The following is a 20,347-nucleotide window of genomic DNA, read 5'->3' on the forward strand; positions in this document are numbered from 1 at the left end:
TCATTTGGCTTGTTTAGCCGCCATGGGCGAAATCAAGGAGGCATCTTTGCTCTTCATTTGGCTTGTTTAGCCGCCATGGGCGAAATCAAGAGCATTTTTGCTCTTCATTTGGCTCATTTAGCCGCAATGAGCGAAATCAAGAGCATTTTTGCTCTTCATTTGGCTTTTAGCCGCATCTTAAATGGGCAACTTAAAGCCTCAGCTGTATACGGATGAAACTTTTTTCACAACCATTCTTGCAAATTTTATTTAAAATTTAATATTTTATACCCTGGATACCTGCACTCTACGCAGCTTATTCCTTCATGATCAATAAAAAAAGCCGCCCGTGAAAGCACGGACAGCAGCCAAACTAAATCAAATCTTATCAAATCATATCCAGCGGGACTCTCCACGCCGGCTGCGGAAAAGCTTCATCCAGCTGCCGCAGCTCCTCATCGCTCAGCCTGATGGAGCCTGCCGCCGCGTTTTCCTCGACATGCCTGCGGGAGGCTGCCTTGGGAATGGCAATCACATCCCCTTCCCGGATACTCCAGGCCAGCAGAATCTGCAGCGGTGTAACCCCGTGCTTCTCGGCGATATGCACAACCGCCGCGTTCTCGGTCAGTCCCTTGCGCAGGCTGCCTGCCTGGGCAAGCGGGGAATACGCCATTACCGGAATGTTGTGGCTCCGCTCCCAGGCCAGCAGCTCATGTTCGATGCCTCTTGAACCCAGATGATACAGCACCTGATTCACAGCGCAGTTCTCCCCGCCTGGTATGCTGAGCAGCTCCCGCATATCCTCCGTATCCAGGTTGGACACACCCCAGCGCTTGATTTTGCCGGCTGCCACCAGCTGCTCCATACCTTCGACGGTCTCTTCCAGAGGGACATTCCCGCGCCAGTGCAGCAGATACAGATCCAAGTGGTCCGTACCGAGCCGCTTCAGGCTGCCTTCACAGCTCCGGACCAGCTGATCCTTTCCGGCGTTGTGCGGATAAACCTTGGACACCAGAAATACATCCCCGCGGATGCCCCGGATCGCTTCACCGACCAGTTCCTCGGAGCGTCCGTCCCCGTACATTTCAGCGGTATCGATCAGGTTCATTCCAAGCTCTACCCCAAGGCGCAGTGAGGCAATTTCCTCGGCCCGGCTTGCTGCATCCTCCCCCATAAACCAGGTGCCCTGCCCGATTCTCGGGACAGAAGCGCCGCCCTGCAGCTTGATCCGGTTGTGAATGCTGTTGTTCATATGGCAATGTCTCCTTAACAGATGGATTGTATACTTACTATACTTACCATGTTGCTCCGTCCGAAACATCGTACAGGTGTCCAAATCTTTAACATATTGCCGCTTAAGGTCAGCCGGTCAGCTTCAGCCCGACTGCTGCGCCAAGGATCAGCACAATGCAGAGTATCCGCCGCATATCCCTTGATTCTCCATACAGCACCATACCAAGGATGGCCCCGCCGGAAGCGCCGATCCCGGTCCACACTGCATATGCAGTCCCCATGGGAAGCGTCTCCATCGCCAGGGATAACAGTACAAAGCTGGCACCGAAGCCTGCCATCAGCAAAGCCAGTGTGCGCCAGTTGCGGTGCGTCTGCAGCCTGGCCATCATTGCCACACCAAGCATCTCGCACAGCCCGGCACCTATCAGCATTATCCAGTCCATTTTACGAGACCTCCTTTATCTGTTTCTTCGCAGTATCCTTGGTAGCCAGCTTGAGTCCGATAACACCGGCCAGCAGCAGTACGATCAAGGCTACCTTGACCAGCTGAAACGGCTGCCCGAACCAGATCATATCCGCCAGGACCGTTCCGGCCGTTCCCAGCCCGACAAACACAGCATATACCGTCCCTGCCGGCAGTCTGCTGCTTGCAGAGATCAGAACATAAAAGCTGATAATAATAGCCAATACCGTCCCCCCCCATTCCCATGGTGCCGCTGCATGCTTCAGTCCGATCACCCACACTACCTCAAAACAGGCTGCGCCTACGATTTTTAGCCATGCCTTACTGCTCTTGCTCATCTCTTTCTCCTCCCGCTTTGCTGAATTCTTAATCCAGACCTTCCACCGCAACATAAAAGCCCGGAAGGCCACCGTCATCACTGACGATACCTCCCGGGCTTTTATCCCTCCGTGTAGACACGGACTGGAATCCGTGCGTTTTCCCTCGGACCAGTCCAGCCGTTACCGGCCGCGGAACCCTAGAAAACCAATTTGATTAAGTTACATCGTATGTTAGCAAATTAGGTGCGGGAAAGCAACCCTTGTCAGCTGTCAGTAAATAGAAATGAATTTCTGCTGAACTGGCAGCTCTGATAGAAGCAGGAGCTAACTACTGGAGCAGTACCACTCCGGTAGTGGCGGTACTGCTCTGCGAGCGGGCTATATACGCTTACTAATGCCCAACAAACTAATCATAAGCTGTGGCGTAACGTGTCGCCGAATTAGAGGGGAAGAATCCCTCTATTTCCTTCCAAATGGGCTACTTACATCCAACTTAAAGGGAAAAATCCCTCGATTTCCTCCAAAACTGGTCGCTTTCATCCCACTTAGAGGGAAAAATCCCTTTATCCTCCCCAAAAAAAGACCCCGCCCCATTTGGGGCGAGGTCTACACAACTACTGCCAGCTTTTCAGATAACCTCAAGCGGCTACTCCTGTCCGGCCAGGGCGTTCAGCTCACGGAGATCATCGGCGAGATTCTCTTCGGTATACTTGCCTTGGCCGAAGTTGACCAGTGCGCGCAGCGGCATATATTTCATCATCGCGAGGAACATTTCAGGATTGTCCTCCATCGCACTTTCCAGACCGAAAATGCTGCTGTAGTGCTTCGCCTTGTCGGCGGTCAGCGGATTTTCCAGCAAATCACCCACTGTGGTGTTACGATGGAAGTTGGCCGCCGTCTTTCTAGTCGAGATAACTTCCACCTGGGTGGTGAGACGGACGTCACGTGAAGAAGCAGCCAATGCAATCGTAAATTCTCCGCTCTCTACATGCCAGTCTCCCAGCTTCACATCATAATAGGCGAACGAACGCTTATCCAATGTAAATGTAACTTCCTGCGCTTCACCCGGCTGGAGCGCTATTTTGGTGAAGCCTTTCAGCTCCTGCAGCGGACGGATCACACTGCTCTCCACATCGCTGACATAGAGCTGTACGGTTTCTTTGCCGGCTACAGTGCCGGTGTTTTTCACGGTTACTGTAACCTCTACTGTCTCAGTATCCTGAAGACTTCGTTTATTCAACAACAGATTGCTGTACTCAAAGCTGGTATAGCTCAGTCCGAAGCCGAACGGGAACAGCGGCTCGATTTCTTTTTTATCATAATAACGGTAGCCGACGAACAGCCCTTCCTTGTACTCTACCCTGTCCCCTTCCCCCGGGAAGTTCAGGAACGAGGGGTTGTCGCTCAGCTTCTGCGGGAAGGTCTCAGCCAGCTTGCCGCTTGGGCTTACAACACCAAAGAGAAGATCGGCAACTGCGCCGCCAAAAGCCTGTCCGCCGAGATACCCCTCCAGCACCGCTTTGGTTTTGGACAGCCAGGGCATCTCCACCGGCGATCCGTTGCTCAGCACAACGATAACTTTTCCCTGGACCTCCGCTACCGCATCTATCAGCGCCTTATGGCTGACCGGCAGCGAAAGGTGGCTGCGGTCATAGCCTTCCGACTCGTATCTGTCGGGCAGTCCGATGAACAGCACGGCAGCATCCGCCTGACCCGCGACCTCCTGTGCCTCTTTCAGCAGTCGCTCATTGACCTCATCGCTTTCAAGCTCATACCCCTGCGCATACAGGAAGCCGGCAGAAGCTCCGGCAACCGCCTGCATCTCGGCAAAGGCATCATCCAGCTTCGTCGGATTCACATGCGAGCTGCCGCCGCCCTGATAGCGCGGTTTTTTGGCAAATTCGCCGATAATGGCAATCGTTCCGCTCTTCGCCAGCGGCAGAATGCCCCCTTCATTTCTCAGCAGCACCATACTCTCCCGGGCGACCTGACGGGCCAGCGCATGGTGCTTATCCTTATCGAATGAGGCATTCTCCTTGCGACTCTCCACACTTTTGAAAACAAAGGACAGCATCCGTTCCACAGCCTTATCCAGCGTCTCCACCGGCAGTTCGCCGCTGTTGACAGCCGCTACAATCTTGGCATCGCCAATCCCGCCGCTTGCCGGCATTTCAAGCTCCAGTCCGGCCCGGAGCGCCTTCACCCGCTCATTCACCGCACCCCAGTCGGATACTACAAAACCCTCAAAACCCCACTCATCGCGCAGCACCTTGGTCAGCAGCGTTTCACTCTCGGAAGCAAACTCGCCGTTCACCTGGTTGTAGGAGCACATAACGCTCCAGGGCTGGCTCTGCTTGACGGTTCCTTCGAAGCTGGCCAGGTAGATCTCCCGCAGCGTCCGTTCATCAATGACGGCATCGACAGACATTCTGCGGTGCTCCTGGTTGTTGGCGGCAAAATGCTTGAGCGATGTTCCGACACCCTGGCTTTGTACACCACGTACATGACTTGCTGCCAGCTCTGAGGCCAAAAACGGATCTTCTGAAAAATACTCAAAGTTCCGCCCGTTCAGCGGCGAACGTTTGATATTGTTGCCCGGACCGAGCAGCACAGCTACATTCTCCGCCTGGCACTCTGCTCCGAGCGCTTCACCAACCTTTGTAATTAAATCACGGTCCCAGGTAGAGGCAAGTCCTGCCGCCGAAGGAAAACAGGTTGCCGGCACACTGTTGTGCAGCCCCAGATGGTCCGCGCCTTCCTGCTGCTTCCGCAAGCCGTGCGGTCCGTCCGTCACCATTACAGAAGGAATGCCCAGCCGTTCAATGCCCTTTGTATGCCAGAAATCCAGCCCCGAGCAGAGCCCGGCCTTTTCTTCCAGGGTCATTTGTGCAATCAGATTACGGATGTCGGATGTAGTCTTCGCCTTTGTCACTATGTCAGCCTCCCAAGTATGCGTTTTCTTTTTTATTTATTTTAACGAAGCTCCGCATCATTTTATGGTATTTTCATTTGAATTTTGGTATTTTTATTGGACAAAAGGAGATGAGCTTATGCTTGAATCTGATGACGCCAAAGGACGGATTTCATATATCTGCAAGCTAATCTATGAGGCTTATCGTATTCCGGTATTCTGGCTGGATACCGGCGGCAGTATACATGTGGTCCTGCCTGCGTCCTTTGAGTGCCGGGCCACACTGCAGGGAAGCGGCAGTCTGCTGGATGAGGTTTCGGATTTCGCCGCCCAGCAGACCGGAGCCCGGGATCAGAGCGGTGGCGTGTCATCCCTCCCGCTCCTGTATACGACAGGCTTCCTGGAGCAGTTCATTCTGCTCCGGCTCCCTGACGGGCAGCCCGGTTCCTCCGGAACTGTTATTATCGGGCCTGTTCTATCGGCACCGATTACCGGTGATAACGCGGCAGACCTGATGCGTGATTATAATCTTGCCCCAAGCCAGCAGGAGAGCTGGCTGCAATACTACCGCAGCCTGCCGGTGCTGAGCCGGACGAGGTGGTACCACGCGGCCCTTCTGCTGCATACGCTCGTAACCGGAGAAGAATTGTCGGTTACCGACCTGCTGCTGACTGCCCCGGTTCAGCAGTCAGCAGAGTATACCGGTAACGGGCCGGATCTTGACCTTTCTTACCGGCGGGAGAATGAGTGGCTGCATCATGACCCGATGCTGGAGCGCGAAATGTTCCGTTTTATTGCAGCCGGGGATAAGGAGGGGCTGCTGGCGAGCCAGGCTGCATTTTCCGAAGAAAGCTTTGGCCTGCTATCCAAAAAAAGCCGGCTGCGCAGCAAAAAAAACCTGGCTGTCTCCTCCATCACCCTGGCGACCCGGGCAGCGATCGAAGGTGGCTTGTTCTGGGAGATTGCCTACACCCTCAGTGATTTCCATATACAGCACATCGAGGAGCTAAATGATATTCCGGCTGTGGACCGCGCCCAGACTGCCGCTCTATGCGATTTCGCCGACCGGGTCCGTGATAACCGCAGATCGAAGCATTCCCGCATGTCTGCCCTGTGCCAGAATTATATTTTTAACCATTTGTACGAGGAAATTACACTCGGCAGGCTGGCGGAAGTTGCCGGACTAAATCCCAGCTATCTGTCTCACCTGTTCAAGAAAGAAACCGGACTGGCTGTAAGCGATTATATCCAGCGCGAACGGATAGAGGAAGCCAAGCGCCTGATGACGCTGCCCGGCATCACCTTGTCGGACATTGCCACCCGCCTGCATTTTAACGATCAGAGTTACTTTACCAAGGTTTTCAAAAAATTTACGGGTTTCACTCCCAGGCAGTTTAGGCATGATATGGGAAATTATTATTAGCCTGGAACCGGATCACACAACTTTTTTTGAAAATTATGGTATGATCGCTTTAGAAGTCCTCTTTATTCACTTCCTAAAAAAGGAGCGGAATCAGCTTGGTTATAGGAATTATTTTTGCCGGGGTTTTTTTGGTTATCATTGCTCAGGCTGTAGCACGTAATAATGGAAATGGAGGCAGAAAAAACGGCCGCGGGGGAAGCAGCAGCTCATCAGACCATTATTTCTTCACCGGGGCGGACCCTAACATGTTCACAAGTGATCTTCACCGTAATGATGATCCTGACAGCACCCAGAAGCATCACGGACATCATAGCCAGCACAATCATAGTCATCATGACCATCACCATGGCGGCAGCAGCTGGAGCAGTCATGACAGCGGGCACAGCAGTCACGGGGGATGGGACAGCGGAGGCCACAGCGGCGGTGATTCCGGCGGCGGTGGCGGCGATTCCGGCGGCGGCGGCGGCGGCGGGGACTGAGGCAGACAGCATTAATAACCCGTCAGGCTGCGTGATTACACAGCCTGGCGGGTTTATTTTTCCCATGTTTTTATAGGTTGGGAGATGACCACAATGGATTGGTTAAAGCTATATGAACAGTTCGATGAGTCCAATACGTTCATTTAAATCAGTATGAGCGTGGCAAGCCAACTTTAAAGGGCGAAGGGAGATGCACCCTTGAAGAGAAAATATGGGGACCGTTCCGATTGGAAACGAGTACTGGAAAGAGAGTATGCCCAGTCATATCTTGAAACGGATCATTTTAAAGGTTACTTATCACTCCTGAAGATTGCCAAAGTTAAAGAGCCCCTATACGTTAAATACTCTGACCAACATATTTGCATTGTAAATGACGGATACTTATGGCTTCAACAATTCCCTTGTGATAAGCATCATTCAGTGACTACGATGTTTGACGAAAAAGGACAAATTGTACAGTGGTATATTGATATCTGTTATATGAATGGTGTGAGCGAGGATAACGTACCTTGGATGGACGATTTGTTCTTAGATATTATCGTAATGCCATCAGGAGAAGTAATACAAAAGGATTCAGATGAACTTGATGAAGCATTGCTTAACGGCACAATCGACAAATCTCTATATAACCTCGCAAGACAAGAAGCAAGTATGATTAAATCCCTTATTCAAGACAACAACTTCACCTTATTGCAACTTTCAAAGGAACACAAAGATATTCTTTTACAAATGCTCCAGAAGTAAGCCGTTGACGGAGAAATGAACAACCTCGCCAATTGAATGGGGTTGTTCATTAGCAACAATAATTTCGACAAGAGCCTATTTTATAAAGCCCCCGTGGAATACACATTCATAAATTTTGGTCTCTCCCGCGCGGATTTCTTCAGCACCGCTGAACCAGCTGAAATCCCCATCCACTTTACAGATATAAGTAAAATGTCCATTGGTGTAGAGCTCCGGTCCTCTGAACGGCAGCTCTGCCGTAACCTGTAGCAGCGCTTCTTTCAGAAAATCCCCGCTGAACCCGTCTCCAATAACACGTCCCGCATAATTCATCGCCCATAAGGGCTTACCATCCTTTCATAGAGCTTCTTCCCCGGCAAAGCTTTCAGACCCGAGATAGGTATCCATATATTTCAGATTCCCGCGTTCAAACGCCAGATCATGGGATGCCGGACGGGACGGTGAGCGTTCTGGCCCCTTCCCGGCGTAGGTTGCTTTCTTGGCTGCCAGTAGAAAATCTACAAGTTCCACCATATCTATCAGCTCCATAAAATTAGTAACCACTAGCCAATATTAGAACGCACGTTCCTTTTTAGATATGATTTTTATCCCAGATCATACAAAAAAAAGCCCCGCCATTCTGATCACAGAATTAACGGGGCTTCTCCTTACTTATTCATCTTGTCCTGACAATTCACTGCCGGGCATTTACACTGTAAACCGGAACCGGCTGAGCAGAACTTCACCAGTAAAGACAAGGAACACATCAGCTGTTCCAGCATCTATACCTGCATCGGCAGTCAGAGTATTCCATTCCTGCTGTCCGCCCGCCGGTACCTCCAGCGTTGCCGCCAGCTTGCCTGCCGGACTGCCGGTTCTCACCTCTATGCTGCCGCCGCGGCTAGAGGATACCAATGCTTCAACTCCCGCCGCTCCTTCCGCAAGCTGCACGTTATGGAAGCCGATCCAGGCGCCGTCTTGTACCGGATGAACCGATGAACCGCCTGCCTTGCACTCATCGAGGTAAACAGCTTCGTAATCGTCATAATTCTCCGCTTTTACCGCGAGATACAGATTACGGGCCGGCACAACCTCGCCGTGCACTCTGATCTTCGCGGACAGCCGGATGTCGCCGGACGAACGTCCAATCAGGATATTGTACTCTCCGTCCTCCACGCAGTACTGTTCCCGGGTTACATCCCAGAACGACAGCTCAGAGACAGGAAGGGAAAAAGCAACGGTCTGCTTGTCTCCTGCCGCAAGTCTAACCTTCTTGAACCCTTTCAATTGCTTGAGCGGGCGCTTGATCCGGGTTGACAGCGACTGTACATACAATTGGACAACCTCGTCTCCGTCCACTGCACTGGCGTTCTCCAGTTCTACCTCAAGGCTGATCGTATCATCAAGTTCAAGCTCAGCGGATTTAAGCACCAGTTCGTTGTAGGCTACCTGCGCATAGCTCAGGCCATGGCCGAACGGATACAGCGGCTCGCCGTCAAAGTACATATATGTTCTTTTTCCCTTGATGATATCGTAATCCATCAGCGGAGGAAGCTGGTCAACAGACCGGAACCAGGTCATATTCAGCTTGCCGGACGGGCTGTAGCCCCCGAACAGCACCTCTGCCACCGCATTGCCCAGCTCTTGACCGCTGTGTGAGGTATACAGCACGGCCGGGATATGCTCGTCGATCCAGGTGGATGTAATCGGGTAGCTGCCGACGATTACTACAACCGTGTTCGGATTAGCCGCGTAGACCGCCTTTACCAGATTCTCCTGTTCTTCCGGCAGTACGATATCCGGTCTGTCGATTTCTTCCTTGCCGTTCAGCAGCGGATGGTTACCGACGAATACAACCGCAACCTCGGCAGCTTTAGCCGCTGCAACCGCAGCTTCCACGCCGTTCACAACGATGTTCTTGCGGAAGGCATGCGCTTTGGTCTCGGCATCATCCTGCTCCGCCGATTGAAGCGTACCGTCTGAAGAAACGGTTATCGGCTTGCCGTTCCATGTGCGCAGGCTGATCGTTCCGTCTTCCTCAGGCACAAGGTCCAGCGATTCCTTCACATACCAGCCGTAGATTTCGTCTGCAGAAGCTGTCAGGGTTCCGGCATCGTTCAAGGTGACATACTGGCCGCGGCTTGTCGCTTCAAGCGTATTGGCGGTCCACCCCCAGGCTGTATGGCGGAACAATTCTCCGCGCTCCGGAGCATCATACAGCACAGCCAGCCTGCCGTCTTCGCCGGTCATACCGACAGCCTGCCCGACGTCAGCCGAGGTCAGAATAATCCGGTCATCGCCGCTTTCAAAGGTCACCTGCTTGCCGGCCAGCTTTTTGGTCATACCCTGCAGTGGAGTCACTCCGTAAGCCAAAGTGCCGGAGTACCAGTCTCTGAAGGCTTCGTCCGCAAGCGGTCCGATTACAGCTACTTTGGATAGCTCCTGCCGGTTCAGCGGAAGTGCGCCATTCTCATTTTTCAGCAGCACAATCGACTGCTTCGCCGCTTCCAGTGACAGTTGACTGTGCGCCTTGCTCAGAATAACGGAATCGTCAATCGCTGTATACGGATTCCCTTCCTCCGGATCAAACTCACCAAGCCGGAAGCGGACACGGAAGGTGTTAAACAGGGCACGGTCCAGGTCCTCTTCGGTGAGCAGTCCCTCAGCCAATGCCTCATGAATGACCTTGATCGTTTCCGCTGTCTCTTCGGTTACGCTGTCGATCCCGTTTTTGATCGATTCCGCCATGGAACGGGCAAAGGATTCATAATACTTATGATCTTTAACAATACCGAACAAATCCCCGGCGTCACTTACAATGAACCCGTCCATTTCCCACTCGCCCTTGACCACATCCATGACCGCAGGGTGCAAAATAACAGGCACACCATTAAGCGAATTGTAGGCGGTCATCATCGACTGCGCCCCGCCTTCCTTGAAGGCAGGTTTGAAGGCCTCCAGATAATATTCACGCAGGTTGCGCGGATCAATGCTGGACGAATCTACTCCGCGGTTAATTTCATTATTGTTGCCGAGAAAATGCTTAAGCGTTGCTACCGCTTTCAAGTACACCGGATGATCACCCTGAATCCCCTGAACCAGTGCAGTGCTTAGCTGACCGGTCAGTTCAGGATCTTCCCCATAGGCTTCTTCTGTACGCCCCCAGCGCGGGTCGCGCTCCATATCAACTGTCGGTGCCCAGAGGGTCAGTCCGTTTACCGTCGGATTCTTTTTATAAAAGCTCTTGCTTCATCGCCGATCGCCGAGCCGACTTGCTTCAGCAGCTCAGGGTTCCAGGTGCAGGCCAGTCCGACAGGCTGCGGAAAAGAGGTGGCTTTGCCCAGCCAGGAGATGCCGTGCGCTCCTTCCGTACCGTGCTTATAGGCACCTATGCCCAAACGCTCAATCTCCGCCTGATATTGCGGAATCAAGCTTACTTTTTCATCCAAAGTCAATCGGGACAGCAGATCCTGCACACGTTCATTAAGCGGCAGTCCGGTCTGCTGGAAAGGATATGTCGCGGTTTCCATCCATAGTCACTCCTCAGCTCTATATGATAACGGTTTCATACTACTTAATCATAAAAGATAACCGCTTTCAGAAACACCAGGACAATTGACGGAAAAATCAGTTCAAAATTAGAGATTTCATTCTGTCTTCAAAAACCTGAGCGCATCAGGGGACATCCCGGTCAGCTTGATCTCTGTGCCGCTTGTTATCACATAATCGCCCTCCGGCACGTTCTCAGGGCTGTGATTACGGAATTCCTTGGGCGAAATGCCGAACCTGGCTTTAAAAATCTTATGAAAATAGGAGTATGTCGGGAATCCGCAGCTTCCGGCAATGGCCTCAAGGCTCAAATCGGTGAAGCGGATGCGCTCGAGCGCATTGGACAGCCTGATTTCCTGTGCATAATGAATAATCGTATAGCCGGTCTGCTCCTTGAACAGATGCACCGCCCGCGAAACACTGAGTCCGGCAAAACGGGCCACATCCGCAACCTTCAGCCGGTTAAGCGCATGCTCATTGATGTAGCGCTTCATCCGCAGCACCGGCTCGCTTCCCCGCCCGGGCGCATCCTGGCGGGGAAGCGTCTCCACCGGCAGACGGTCCAGCGACAGGCAGAGCGCGCAGAGCAGATGACGGATCAGCTCGGGATTATACTGCACAATCCGGTGCTGCTCCATGCTGAGCTGCTGCCACAGGGACAGCATGCCGGCATCCAGATGAATGCGCTGCAGCGTCTGCCGCGGCTGGGCTTCCCACCAGGCTTCAATCCATGAACCTTCACAGAGCAGGTAATAATCCCCGCTTTCAATCTTCCCGTCCATCTCCTCCACCTGCAGATGATAGGGCTCACCGGGACGGTAAACCAGCAGATCCCCGGGCCCGATCAGACACATTTTTCCGTCTACAAGTGCCCGGCAGCTTCCGACCACCTGCAGCCTGAACAGAAAAAAGGGCGGCGGCGTAAAGGTTGATCTGTACGGCAGCGTATGAAAGGAATACGCGCAGGCATGCAGCCTCAGATCCATAATTGTCACCATCCCAGCCAAATAGTAGAGGTATATAATCAGATAAAACATTCACGAAGCCCAAACCATTAACTATACTATAACCAAATCAAAGAGAACACCGCAAGGAAGCTCAAAGGAGAAAGTTCAACCTATGTCTATCCGTATCCGCCGGCTGCTCGGCATTCCAGGCTATACCGCATTTATGATCTGTATGATGCTGCAGGGGATGGGAATATCCATCAGCTCCCCGTTTCTGGCCGTCTATTTCACTTCAGAGATAGGCGTATCCGCCGGTGTCTTCGGCATCTTCACCGCTGTTACGCTGATTAGCGGCGTTACCCTCAGCTCGTTCATTGCCAGACGCTCTGATCACGGTATGAACCGTAAAACCCTCATGGTTACGGCCATGTTTTTCAACGCTATAGCTTTTTCGGGTTATTTGTTCATTCATGAGTTCTACCTGCTGCTGGCCTATATGACAGTATTCACCGCCATCGGCGCACCGGCTATGCCCCAGCTGTTCGCCAGCGCCCGCGAGGCTGTGAACGCCAGCAGCAGTACTGATCACGCTTTTGCCAATTCTACACTCCGCTCGATGTTTTCACTGGGTTTCATTACCGGCCCGCTGATTGGAGCGGTTCTGCTGAGGCATAGTGGATTTCAGGGGATTTTTACCGGAACCTCACTGATCTTTATCATCAATGCCGTGCTGATGCTCTGCACCGCCAAACGTCCGTCACATGCAGGAGCTGCGCTGGTACAGCCCCAAAAGCCGCTGAAGCTTCATCAGGATGCCCGGGTGCTTATTCCTTTTCTCGTCATGACGCTGCTTTATTCGGGACACTGGATGAACAACCTGAATATCTCACTGTTCATTATTAACACGCTGGGCGGCAGCACGCAGAATGTTGCTACCGTCTCCAGTGTATGTGCACTACTTGAAATTCCTTTTATGTTGCTGCTCGGTATTTTGTCAGCCAAATATTCCAACCGCCTCCTGCTGCTGTGGGGAATTGCGCTGGGCGGAGCCTATTATGTGCTGGTTCTATGCTCGGGCGGGCTGTGGCAGATTATTGCCGGACAGGTACTGCTGGCCTTTTTCGTCGCGGTGATTTCGGCGGTCGGCATCAGCTATATACAGGATCTTCTGCCGGATCTGCCCGGCTATGCCTCAACCTTATATACTAATGCGTCTACATTGGGCAGACTGTTCGGCAGTCTGGCAGGCGGGGCAGCGGCACAGCTGCTCGGTTACCGTCACGCTTACTGGGGCTGCCTGCTGCTGCTCGTTGCCGCTTTTGTGCTTATGATCCCGCAATCAGCATCATTAAAGGAAACATCCGACAAAAGCCCTATTCAAACAGGAGGAACCCCGTGATGAAGATTCTGCTGATTGATGATACAGCCCAAGTACGCGATTCCCTCAAACCGGTGCTGAAAAAGCTTGCGTATAGAAATGAAGATATCCTGGAGGCCGGCTGCGATCAGCAGGCAGTTCAGCTGATTGCTGCCCACCAGCCGGATATTATTGTGACCGATGCCAAGCTGCTTCTGCTCAGCGGGGAGCTTCTGGCCGGCAGGGATTCCTGCCCGCACAGCAGAATCATCGTTACCAGCAGCCACGAATTTGTGCTGGATGCCTTCTGCCGGGGAGGCATGGACTCTTTGCAGAAGCCCATCGATGAGGGCAAGCTGGAGGATTTGCTGCGGATAGGCGCTATGGGATGATACGGCTAATGCAAAAAGCGGTAAGGCGCTCCTTCCGGACGATGCCTTACCGCTTTTGTATACCGGGAATATTTAATCCTTGCCTATATCTTCATATCCTTACCCGTATAATCCACAAACCTGAAATGGCCCTCAGGAGCTGTACGCTGCTCAATCAGATCAAGCACGCCCCTGGCACTTTGACGCGGATCAGTCGGCGCCTTCTCCCCGCCCATATCCGTATGCATCCAGCCCGGATGGACGCTGAGCACATACACTCCGCGTTCCTGCAGATATACATGCAGCTGCTGGGAGAACATAGTGAGCGCTGTCTTGGAGATGCTGTACGGATAGTCTCCGGGATATGCATTGGTGATGCTCCCCGCTTCCGACGAGATATTAATAATGGACGGCTCTGCTTCCGTAAGCAGCGGCAGGAAATGCTTGACCACACGGATAGGCCCGTACAAATTAATGTCCATTGTAGTGAGCATGTCCTGCAGGTCAAGCGCTTCAACCGGTGTATTGCGTGCAGTCAGCACAGCTGCGTTGTTGATGATGGCACCAAGCGTGCGGCCCTGCTCTTTAAGCTCAGCAGCCAGCGCTGCAATTCCCGCTTCATCCGTAACATTCAGCTTGGCGACAGTTAGCTTTTCCCCGTATTCAGCCGCAAGCCTGGACAATTCCTCAGCCTGCCCGTCCGGGTTGCGTACACCCGCAATCACCGAATATCCGCGTTCCAGCGCCTCAGCGGTCAGATCCAGCCCCAGTCCGCGGCCGGCACCGGTTATAAGAATATTTTCCATCCGTAAGTCCTCCTCTATGGGTTAACCATTATTAATTATCGTTCTCCAGCAGCTCTACGAGTACCTTCAATTCCTTAAAAGTATCCATATACGCGTAACGTCCGCCAGTATATTCACCTTTCTGCTGCAGCGCAAACCCTTTGCCTTCAAGTAACATGATCTTATCCTGCATACCTTCAATCACAAATGCAATATGATGCGGGCCTTCTCCGTGCTCATTCAGGTAGTCGCGCCAGGTGCTCGGCTGGTGGTCCGGCTCAATCAGCTCCAGCTGCAGTGACCCCATGTCAAAAAAGGCCAGCTTCGCCCGTGCCTCCGTCTTTTCACCGTTATACCGGGTCTGCGCAAGTTCAGCTGTATCCGTAACCACAATTTCCGGCTGCTCCAGCCCGAAAAATGCTGCATATGCCGCGCTTACCTTCTCCACATCATTCACCAGAATGCCTATCTGCGTAACAAAATGATTGCCTAGTAGCCCTGTCAACTGCCTCAGCCTCCCTTTTCTTCTGACCAGTCTACCATAACGTCACTATGAAAGGGCTGTCAATATTAAGCAAAAATGATTCGGTTAATCACCCTTCCGGTTATTAAATCAAATGCTTAACTTTACACAAAGGAGTGAGGAATGATGGACCGTAGTAAGCGATCACGCCTGATGCAGCAGTTCATTTTTGTCGGGCCGACGTCATTGTTTTTCTTTGTTATTGTTCTGATTCCGTTCTTCCTGGGGCTGTATTATTCGTTTACCAGCTGGAACGGGATCTCGCGTCATGTCGAGTGGACCGGGCTGAGGAACTATTTACATATTTTCACCAAGGACCCTTCCTTTCTGAATTCGTTCTGGTTTACGGCCAAGTTCACTTTATTCGGTCTTGTGCTGACCAACCTGCTCGGCTTCGCACTTGCTTACGTGCTGACCCGCAAGCTGTTCACCCGCAATCTGCTGCGGACCGTCTTTTTTGTGCCCCATGTCATCGGCGGACTGCTGCTCGGGTTCATCTGGCAGTTTATTTTTGTCAGAGGGTTTGCCTCAATCGGGGCTGCAACCGGCTGGCCGTTCTTTAATCTGCCTTGGCTCGGTACGGAAGGAACAGCGTTCTGGGCAATCGTCATTGTATTTGTCTGGCAAAATGCCGGCTATCTCATGGTCATCTACATTTCCGCGATTAACAATGTGCCGCAGAGCCTGATTGAAGCCTCCCGGGTGGACGGTGCCGGGCTGATGCAGACGCTGCGCCATGTAACCATTCCGCTGGTCATGCCGGCGGTAACGGTCTGCCTGTTCCTGTCGATCTCCTGGTCCTTCAAGCTGTTCGACCTGAACCTGTCGCTGACCAAGGGCGGTCCTTTCAAGGCTACCGAATCGGTAGCGCTCAATATCTACAATGAAGCCTACACGATCAGCCGGTTCGGAATGGGCTCGGCGAAAGCTATGGTTTTCTTCTTGATTGTGGCGGTTATCTCCCTGCTGCAGGTTAGGGCAACCAAGAAAAGAGAGGTGGAGCTGTAATGGAGACTACCGTCAAAAAGTACAGGGTCCCCCTGCTGGCGGCTGAGCTGCTGCTCATTCTACTGGCTTTGGTATTTCTTGTTCCGTTCTATTTTCTGCTGGCCAACTCGGTCAAAAGCTACAGTGCGATTCTGTCTGATTCCGCTGCACTGCCTACAGCGTTCCAGTGGAGCAATTACGCCGAGGCGTGGAAAGCGACTGCTTTTCCGCATGCTTTTCTGAACTCCCTGATCGTCACGGTAGCCAGTAATATTCTGCTGGCCTTCCTGTGCTCCATGTCTGCCTATAAAATGGTCCGCAATAACAGCCTGTATAACCGAATTCTTTATATCGCACTCGTGGCGGCTATGGTCATTCCTTTTCAGGCTATCATGATTCCGCTGGTACAAATCGTCAGCGGCCTTGGCGTGATGGATACGACTGCCGGGCTGATCCTCGCTTATCTGGGGTTCGGTGCCCCGATGACTGTATTTCTGTTCCACGGCTTTGTAAAGTCGGTGCCGATTGACATTGAAGAAGCCTCGCGGGTGGACGGGAGTAGCCCTTACGGCACGTTTTTCCGGATAGTCCTGCCGCTTATGCAGCCGATCATTGTAACGGTCATCATTCTGAACACGCTGTGGATCTGGAATGATTACCTTATGCCTTCACTGATTCTGCAGAGCCCGGAGCTGCGGACGATTCCGATCGCGACCTACAGCTTCTTCGGACAATACACCAAGCAGTGGGATCTGGCGCTCCCGGGTCTCGTGCTCGGCATTACGCCGGTGGTTATCTTTTTCCTGCTGATGCAGAAGTATATTATTGAAGGCATTGCCCAGGGCTCTGTTAAGGGCTAACGCATGGTAACGTACTTTTCAGGCTGAGAGGATGAATCGATATGAACAAAAAACGTGGAATTCTCCTCGCTTGCTCTCTGCTGCTGGCTGGACTTATCTCCGGCTGCGGACGCGGCAGCGGCAATGCGGATGGAATAAAAACGGTGCATATCTACCAGTTCAAGGTTGAAATATCCGAGGCGCTGGCCTCGCTGAAAACGGAATTTGAAAAGGAACACCCTGATATCCGTCTTGAAATCCAGAGTGTCGGCGGCGGCAGCGACTACGGTGCCTCCCTGCGCGCCAAGTTCTCGTCCGGGGATGAGCCGGACATTTTCACGATCGGCGGCAATAATGAGCGCGACATGTGGCTGGAATATCTGGAGGACCTCAGCGGCGAAGCCTGGGCCAAGGATGTAAAGCCGCTTGCCGCGGAACAGATGACTGTTGACGGCAAGCTCTACGGCATGCCGATGAATCTGGAAGGCTATGGCTTTATCTATAATAAGGACCTGTTCCAGCAGGCCGGAATCACCGAGAAGCCGCTGACGCTAACCGAACTGAGAGAGGCAGCTGAGAAGCTGAAGGCGGCGGGCATTACGCCGTTTGCCAACGGGTATCAGGAATGGTTCGTCCTCGGGAACCACAATGTGAACGTGGCTTTTGCCCAGCAGCCTGATCCTGAGGCATTTATCGACGGGCTGACGGACGGCTCAAAGACCTTTGCCGGTGACCCTATTTTCTCCCAGTGGATCGACCTGCTGGATCTGACGGTGGAGTACGGCAACAGGAATCCGCTCTCGACCGATTACAACACCCAGGTCACCATGGTTGCAAGCGGGGAAGCGGCGATGATGCAGCAGGGGAACTGGACCCAGGGCCAGATCGACGGTATTGATCCGGAACTGAACCTCGGCATCCTGCCGATGCCTATCGACGATACAGCCGAAGACAACGACAAGCTGTATGTGGGCGTTCCAAGTAACTGGGTCGTTAACAAGTACTCCCCTGTCAAAGAGGAAGCCAAGGTATTTCTGGATTGGCTCGTCACCTCCGAAACCGGCAAAACCTACATCACCAAGGAATTTCAGTTCATCCCTGCGCTCGACAGCATTGAGGGAACCGTAGAGGAGCTCGGCTCACTTGGCGCAGAGGTGCAGGAATATACGGATAAGGATCAGGCCCTGACCTGGAACTGGTCGCGCCTGCCGAACGGGATGCCGCAGGAGCTGTCGAGCAGCATACAAGGTTATCTGGGCGGCAAGCTGACCAAGGAAGGCATGCTGAAGGAGTTTCAGGTGAATTGGGACAATCTCAGCGTGCAGTAACCGGTAAGTGACTTAGCGGATTGATAAATCGTAGGTTAATATCTGCACTTGAATCGCCGCTGGATGGCTCCAAACTAGATTCGACGGACTAGCCAGCCGAAAATAAAAGCTAGCCACAACCCAAAGCCGCGCATCTCTGCGCGGCTTTGGGTTTATTTCTGTTCATTCGTAAGCTTCACCGGATACTCCCCCATCTCACTCCAGCGGCGGCGGAGTCTGGGTTCAGCACATATAGCGGGTTCCCATCATACAGTTACTTTATACGCATCTACCGTGACAGCGGAGCCGTTAATGCTCAATGTCCCGTTGTAATATCCCCGGTCGCCGCTTGGCTTACATTTATAATCGCCGGAGCAGCCGGTGACGAAAAATTTCGTCTTGGTGAAGCCCGGATAAATATTGGTCAGCTTGCGGAAAAATTTATGGCCGTGATGGGTGAAAATAGCCAGCACCTTATCTCTCACCTTATCAGGGATCGCTGCAAAAAATTTCGCCGTCTCCGCTGCGCTGAGCACATGGCTGGGGTCCACTGTAATCCCGCTGATCTGGAGCGGCCAGTGAAAGTCGATTATATAATAGTAGCGGTCGTCTAAGTTTTTGAGCAGATTAATGCTGTCCGCCGAAAAGCTTCCCAGTGCACAGTCCAGCCATACATACCGGACCAGCCCCTGAGTTCCCGGAAAATTGATTCTCCCCGTTACCGCTCCAAGGTACTTGGTGAACAGCGGACGGGTGCTGGCTTCCCAGTTGCCTATCGAAGCTTTGTAGGGAGTGCTGCCGAGTGTGGAAGTGACTATATTTTTAAAATCCCTGTAATACGCATCCGCATCTTTCCCGTGATTCGCCCCGGCCTGTGCATTATCTCCGCCGAAAATGAAAAACCGTTTATTCCCGCTGCCTGCCGCCTTCGGCAACAGGTCTTTAAAGATAGCTGAGCTGTTCGCATAGCCCACATGGCTGTCTCCGATCACGGCAAAATTAACGGTGTAGGCTTTTGTCTTACGTTTCAATCCTGGTTTGGGTTGCTTGGGCTGTTGAGTAGAGCCGCTGAGCTTCTTTTTTAGGCCGGGGCTTAGCTTGGAGATTAATCGTGTCCTTGCAGATTGGGTGCGCCGCTTTCCCGCTGCCGAATGCCGTTTCATTTATACCACCTCTTCAATATGGAGATTGAATCTAGTAGCATGTATATTCGGCCGGCAGGGAAAGCTCTTGGACTGGACTATATTATATAGAAGGAAAAGATTCCGAGCAGGCTGGGTGTCGACGGCTTTCACCGGAATCAAGGGCATTTTTGCCCTTCATTTCGGCGTTCAGCCGACTTTGGCCGGAATCAAGGGCATTTTTGTGCTTCATTCTGGCGATCGGCTTCACTCTACCATATTCCGCTATCCATCATGGAAGGAACACATTCATAACGGCAGACTCTGCTGCTTCCCTTCGCCGGGACAGGCCTTAGCTTACCTCTTTCACATAGCCGGCTTAATGATTTACGGATGGTACGTGAGTCAACTCCCAGCCCGTTCGCCAGATCCGCAGGTCGGATCAGCCCGTCCCAACGTACCGCTATTCGCATAATCTCTTTTTCCAGTCTTGTATAGTGTTGCTCAACATCATCGGCATTGATCATCAAAGTTGGGGCCAACAAGGACTTAAACAGCGAGATTGTCAAATCCGGTGCCGATTCCAAATCATCATAGGGAACGGCGACCACCTGATAACCCGCTATTTGCAGATAAGTCTCCCGATTGAGCTCCTGCCTGTACCTCGTCCGGTCCATTTGCTGCACATGCGGGCCATAACCTTTTACCTCTATAGCCACCTTTATCTGCCCCCGCTTCCACACAAAATCAACAAAATACGGTCTTCCCCGCCAGTCCGAAACCTCATACTCAGGATGCAAGTCATCCATATGGCCGAAAATAGGCCACCATACCCGCTCAACAAACAACTTTTCTCCATGTCCGTGTCCACGCACAAGGCGGTCCAGCCTTTCACCGCTCCTGCCCTTCTTATGAAAATTAATCCATTTCAAATGTTCCTCAGTAAATCCCATTACCCCATTCTCCTCTCCAACACAAAAAAGTCCCGCACCCCAATAAGCTTGGAGTACGGGACGTTCTTCGTCCGTTT

General features: G+C 52.4%; 21 protein-coding genes, 1 pseudogene and 1 riboswitch. Of the genes and pseudogenes, 9 read left to right on the plus strand and 13 right to left on the minus strand.

Going from position 1 to position 20,347, the window contains the following annotated elements; all coding sequences use genetic code 11:
• A partial coding sequence (locus AWJ19_RS35495) for a hypothetical protein (RefSeq protein ID WP_198536681.1) occupies positions 1 to 216 on the plus strand: 216 nt, incomplete at its 5' end.
• Positions 217 to 367: 151 nt separating this feature from the next.
• Here the strand turns inward: AWJ19_RS35495 and AWJ19_RS30975 are convergent.
• The 4 genes from AWJ19_RS30975 to AWJ19_RS30990 form a co-directional block, all read right to left on the minus strand.
• Positions 368 to 1,231: an aldo/keto reductase gene (locus AWJ19_RS30975; RefSeq protein ID WP_068729322.1), complete on the minus strand. Its 864-nt coding sequence runs from the start codon at positions 1,229 to 1,231 to the stop codon at positions 368 to 370.
• A gap of 109 nt (positions 1,232 to 1,340) precedes the next feature.
• Positions 1,341 to 1,655, minus strand: a complete 315-nt coding sequence (locus AWJ19_RS30980; protein WP_068729324.1) for a multidrug efflux SMR transporter — start codon at positions 1,653 to 1,655, stop codon at positions 1,341 to 1,343.
• Between the two features lies 1 nt (position 1,656).
• On the minus strand, positions 1,657 to 2,013 hold the full coding sequence (locus AWJ19_RS30985) for a multidrug efflux SMR transporter (RefSeq protein WP_068729347.1): 357 nt from the start codon (positions 2,011 to 2,013) through the stop codon (positions 1,657 to 1,659).
• An 88-nt stretch (positions 2,014 to 2,101) separates the two neighbouring features.
• A riboswitch (guanidine-I (ykkC/yxkD leader) is annotated at positions 2,102 to 2,207 on the minus strand.
• Between the two features lie 434 nt (positions 2,208 to 2,641).
• Positions 2,642 to 4,879 carry a glycoside hydrolase family 3 C-terminal domain-containing protein gene (locus tag AWJ19_RS30990; RefSeq protein ID WP_068729349.1) on the minus strand — a complete coding sequence of 746 codons (2,238 nt, stop codon included), beginning with the start codon at positions 4,877 to 4,879 and terminating at the stop codon, positions 2,642 to 2,644.
• A gap of 166 nt (positions 4,880 to 5,045) precedes the next feature.
• On the opposite strand from AWJ19_RS30990, the gene AWJ19_RS30995 reads away from it, so the two are divergent.
• From AWJ19_RS30995 to AWJ19_RS31005, 3 genes are all read left to right on the plus strand, one after another.
• Positions 5,046 to 6,329 carry a helix-turn-helix domain-containing protein gene (locus AWJ19_RS30995; protein WP_068729351.1) on the plus strand — a complete coding sequence of 428 codons (1,284 nt, stop codon included), beginning with the start codon at positions 5,046 to 5,048 and terminating at the stop codon, positions 6,327 to 6,329.
• Positions 6,330 to 6,424: 95 nt separating this feature from the next.
• Positions 6,425 to 6,808 carry a hypothetical protein gene (locus tag AWJ19_RS36070; RefSeq protein WP_068729326.1) on the plus strand — a complete coding sequence of 128 codons (384 nt, stop codon included), beginning with the start codon at positions 6,425 to 6,427 and terminating at the stop codon, positions 6,806 to 6,808.
• A gap of 198 nt (positions 6,809 to 7,006) precedes the next feature.
• Positions 7,007 to 7,552, plus strand: coding sequence for a DUF402 domain-containing protein (locus tag AWJ19_RS31005; protein ID WP_068729328.1), 546 nt, complete (start codon positions 7,007 to 7,009; stop codon positions 7,550 to 7,552).
• Between the two features lie 75 nt (positions 7,553 to 7,627).
• Here AWJ19_RS31005 and AWJ19_RS37055 read toward each other — a convergent pair.
• The 5 genes and pseudogenes from AWJ19_RS37055 to AWJ19_RS31020 form a co-directional block, all read right to left on the minus strand.
• Positions 7,628 to 7,873 (minus strand): annotated as a pseudogene (locus AWJ19_RS37055) (DUF5680 domain-containing protein); the annotation flags it as partial.
• Positions 7,874 to 7,888: 15 nt separating this feature from the next.
• A complete protein-coding gene (locus tag AWJ19_RS37060; protein ID WP_241781951.1) occupies positions 7,889 to 8,065 on the minus strand; it encodes a hypothetical protein in 177 nt (58 codons plus the stop codon).
• Between the two features lie 174 nt (positions 8,066 to 8,239).
• Complete coding sequence (locus AWJ19_RS31015) at positions 8,240 to 10,714, minus strand: glycoside hydrolase family 3 C-terminal domain-containing protein (RefSeq protein WP_347231176.1); 2,475 nt, start codon at positions 10,712 to 10,714, stop codon at positions 8,240 to 8,242.
• A gap of 32 nt (positions 10,715 to 10,746) precedes the next feature.
• On the minus strand, positions 10,747 to 11,061 hold the full coding sequence (locus AWJ19_RS37810) for a glycoside hydrolase family 3 N-terminal domain-containing protein (protein ID WP_347231177.1): 315 nt from the start codon (positions 11,059 to 11,061) through the stop codon (positions 10,747 to 10,749).
• 117 nt (positions 11,062 to 11,178) lie between these two features.
• Entirely contained in the window at positions 11,179 to 12,066 is an 888-nt protein-coding gene (locus AWJ19_RS31020) for an AraC family transcriptional regulator (RefSeq protein WP_068729330.1), read from the minus strand.
• 133 nt (positions 12,067 to 12,199) lie between these two features.
• Here AWJ19_RS31020 and AWJ19_RS31025 point away from each other — a divergent pair, with 133 nt between their 5' ends.
• The gene (locus AWJ19_RS31025; RefSeq protein ID WP_068729331.1) at positions 12,200 to 13,426 is read left to right on the plus strand and encodes a sugar efflux transporter; all 1,227 of its coding nucleotides are present in this window, start codon (positions 12,200 to 12,202) and stop codon (positions 13,424 to 13,426) included.
• Positions 13,426 to 13,776: a response regulator gene (locus tag AWJ19_RS31030; RefSeq protein ID WP_068729333.1), complete on the plus strand. Its 351-nt coding sequence runs from the start codon at positions 13,426 to 13,428 to the stop codon at positions 13,774 to 13,776. The genes AWJ19_RS31025 and AWJ19_RS31030 overlap by 1 nt, the downstream gene beginning before the upstream one ends.
• An 83-nt stretch (positions 13,777 to 13,859) precedes the next feature.
• Here AWJ19_RS31030 and AWJ19_RS31035 read toward each other — a convergent pair whose 3' ends face one another.
• Positions 13,860 to 14,561 (minus strand): SDR family oxidoreductase, encoded by a 702-nt coding sequence (locus tag AWJ19_RS31035; protein ID WP_068729335.1) that lies wholly within the window; start codon positions 14,559 to 14,561, stop codon positions 13,860 to 13,862.
• Positions 14,562 to 14,592: 31 nt separating this feature from the next.
• Complete coding sequence (locus AWJ19_RS31040; RefSeq protein ID WP_068729337.1) at positions 14,593 to 15,045, minus strand: VOC family protein; 453 nt, start codon at positions 15,043 to 15,045, stop codon at positions 14,593 to 14,595.
• 144 nt (positions 15,046 to 15,189) lie between these two features.
• Between AWJ19_RS31040 and AWJ19_RS31045 the strand changes: the two genes are divergently transcribed.
• Genes AWJ19_RS31045 through AWJ19_RS31055 form a run of 3 tightly spaced genes read left to right on the plus strand, consistent with a single transcriptional unit; the run spans position 15,190 to position 18,217 of the window.
• Positions 15,190 to 16,071, plus strand: coding sequence for a sugar ABC transporter permease (locus AWJ19_RS31045; RefSeq protein ID WP_068729339.1), 882 nt, complete (start codon positions 15,190 to 15,192; stop codon positions 16,069 to 16,071).
• On the plus strand, positions 16,071 to 16,910 hold the full coding sequence (locus AWJ19_RS31050; protein WP_068729341.1) for a carbohydrate ABC transporter permease: 840 nt from the start codon (positions 16,071 to 16,073) through the stop codon (positions 16,908 to 16,910). Before AWJ19_RS31045 ends, AWJ19_RS31050 begins: the two co-directional genes overlap by 1 nt.
• Before the next feature lie 41 nt (positions 16,911 to 16,951).
• Positions 16,952 to 18,217: an ABC transporter substrate-binding protein gene (locus AWJ19_RS31055; protein WP_068729343.1), complete on the plus strand. Its 1,266-nt coding sequence runs from the start codon at positions 16,952 to 16,954 to the stop codon at positions 18,215 to 18,217.
• 245 nt (positions 18,218 to 18,462) lie between these two features.
• On the opposite strand, the gene AWJ19_RS31060 is transcribed toward AWJ19_RS31055, so the two are convergent.
• Both AWJ19_RS31060 and AWJ19_RS31065 read right to left on the minus strand, forming a co-directional pair.
• Entirely contained in the window at positions 18,463 to 19,359 is an 897-nt protein-coding gene (locus tag AWJ19_RS31060) for a metallophosphoesterase (protein WP_128083738.1), read from the minus strand.
• Positions 19,360 to 19,589: 230 nt separating this feature from the next.
• On the minus strand, positions 19,590 to 20,347 hold a 758-nt coding region (locus AWJ19_RS31065), incomplete at its 5' end, for a hypothetical protein (RefSeq protein WP_241781952.1).

This window comes from Paenibacillus sp. DMB5 (assembly GCF_001517085.1).
GTDB lineage: Bacteria > Bacillota > Bacilli > Paenibacillales > Paenibacillaceae > Paenibacillus_AQ.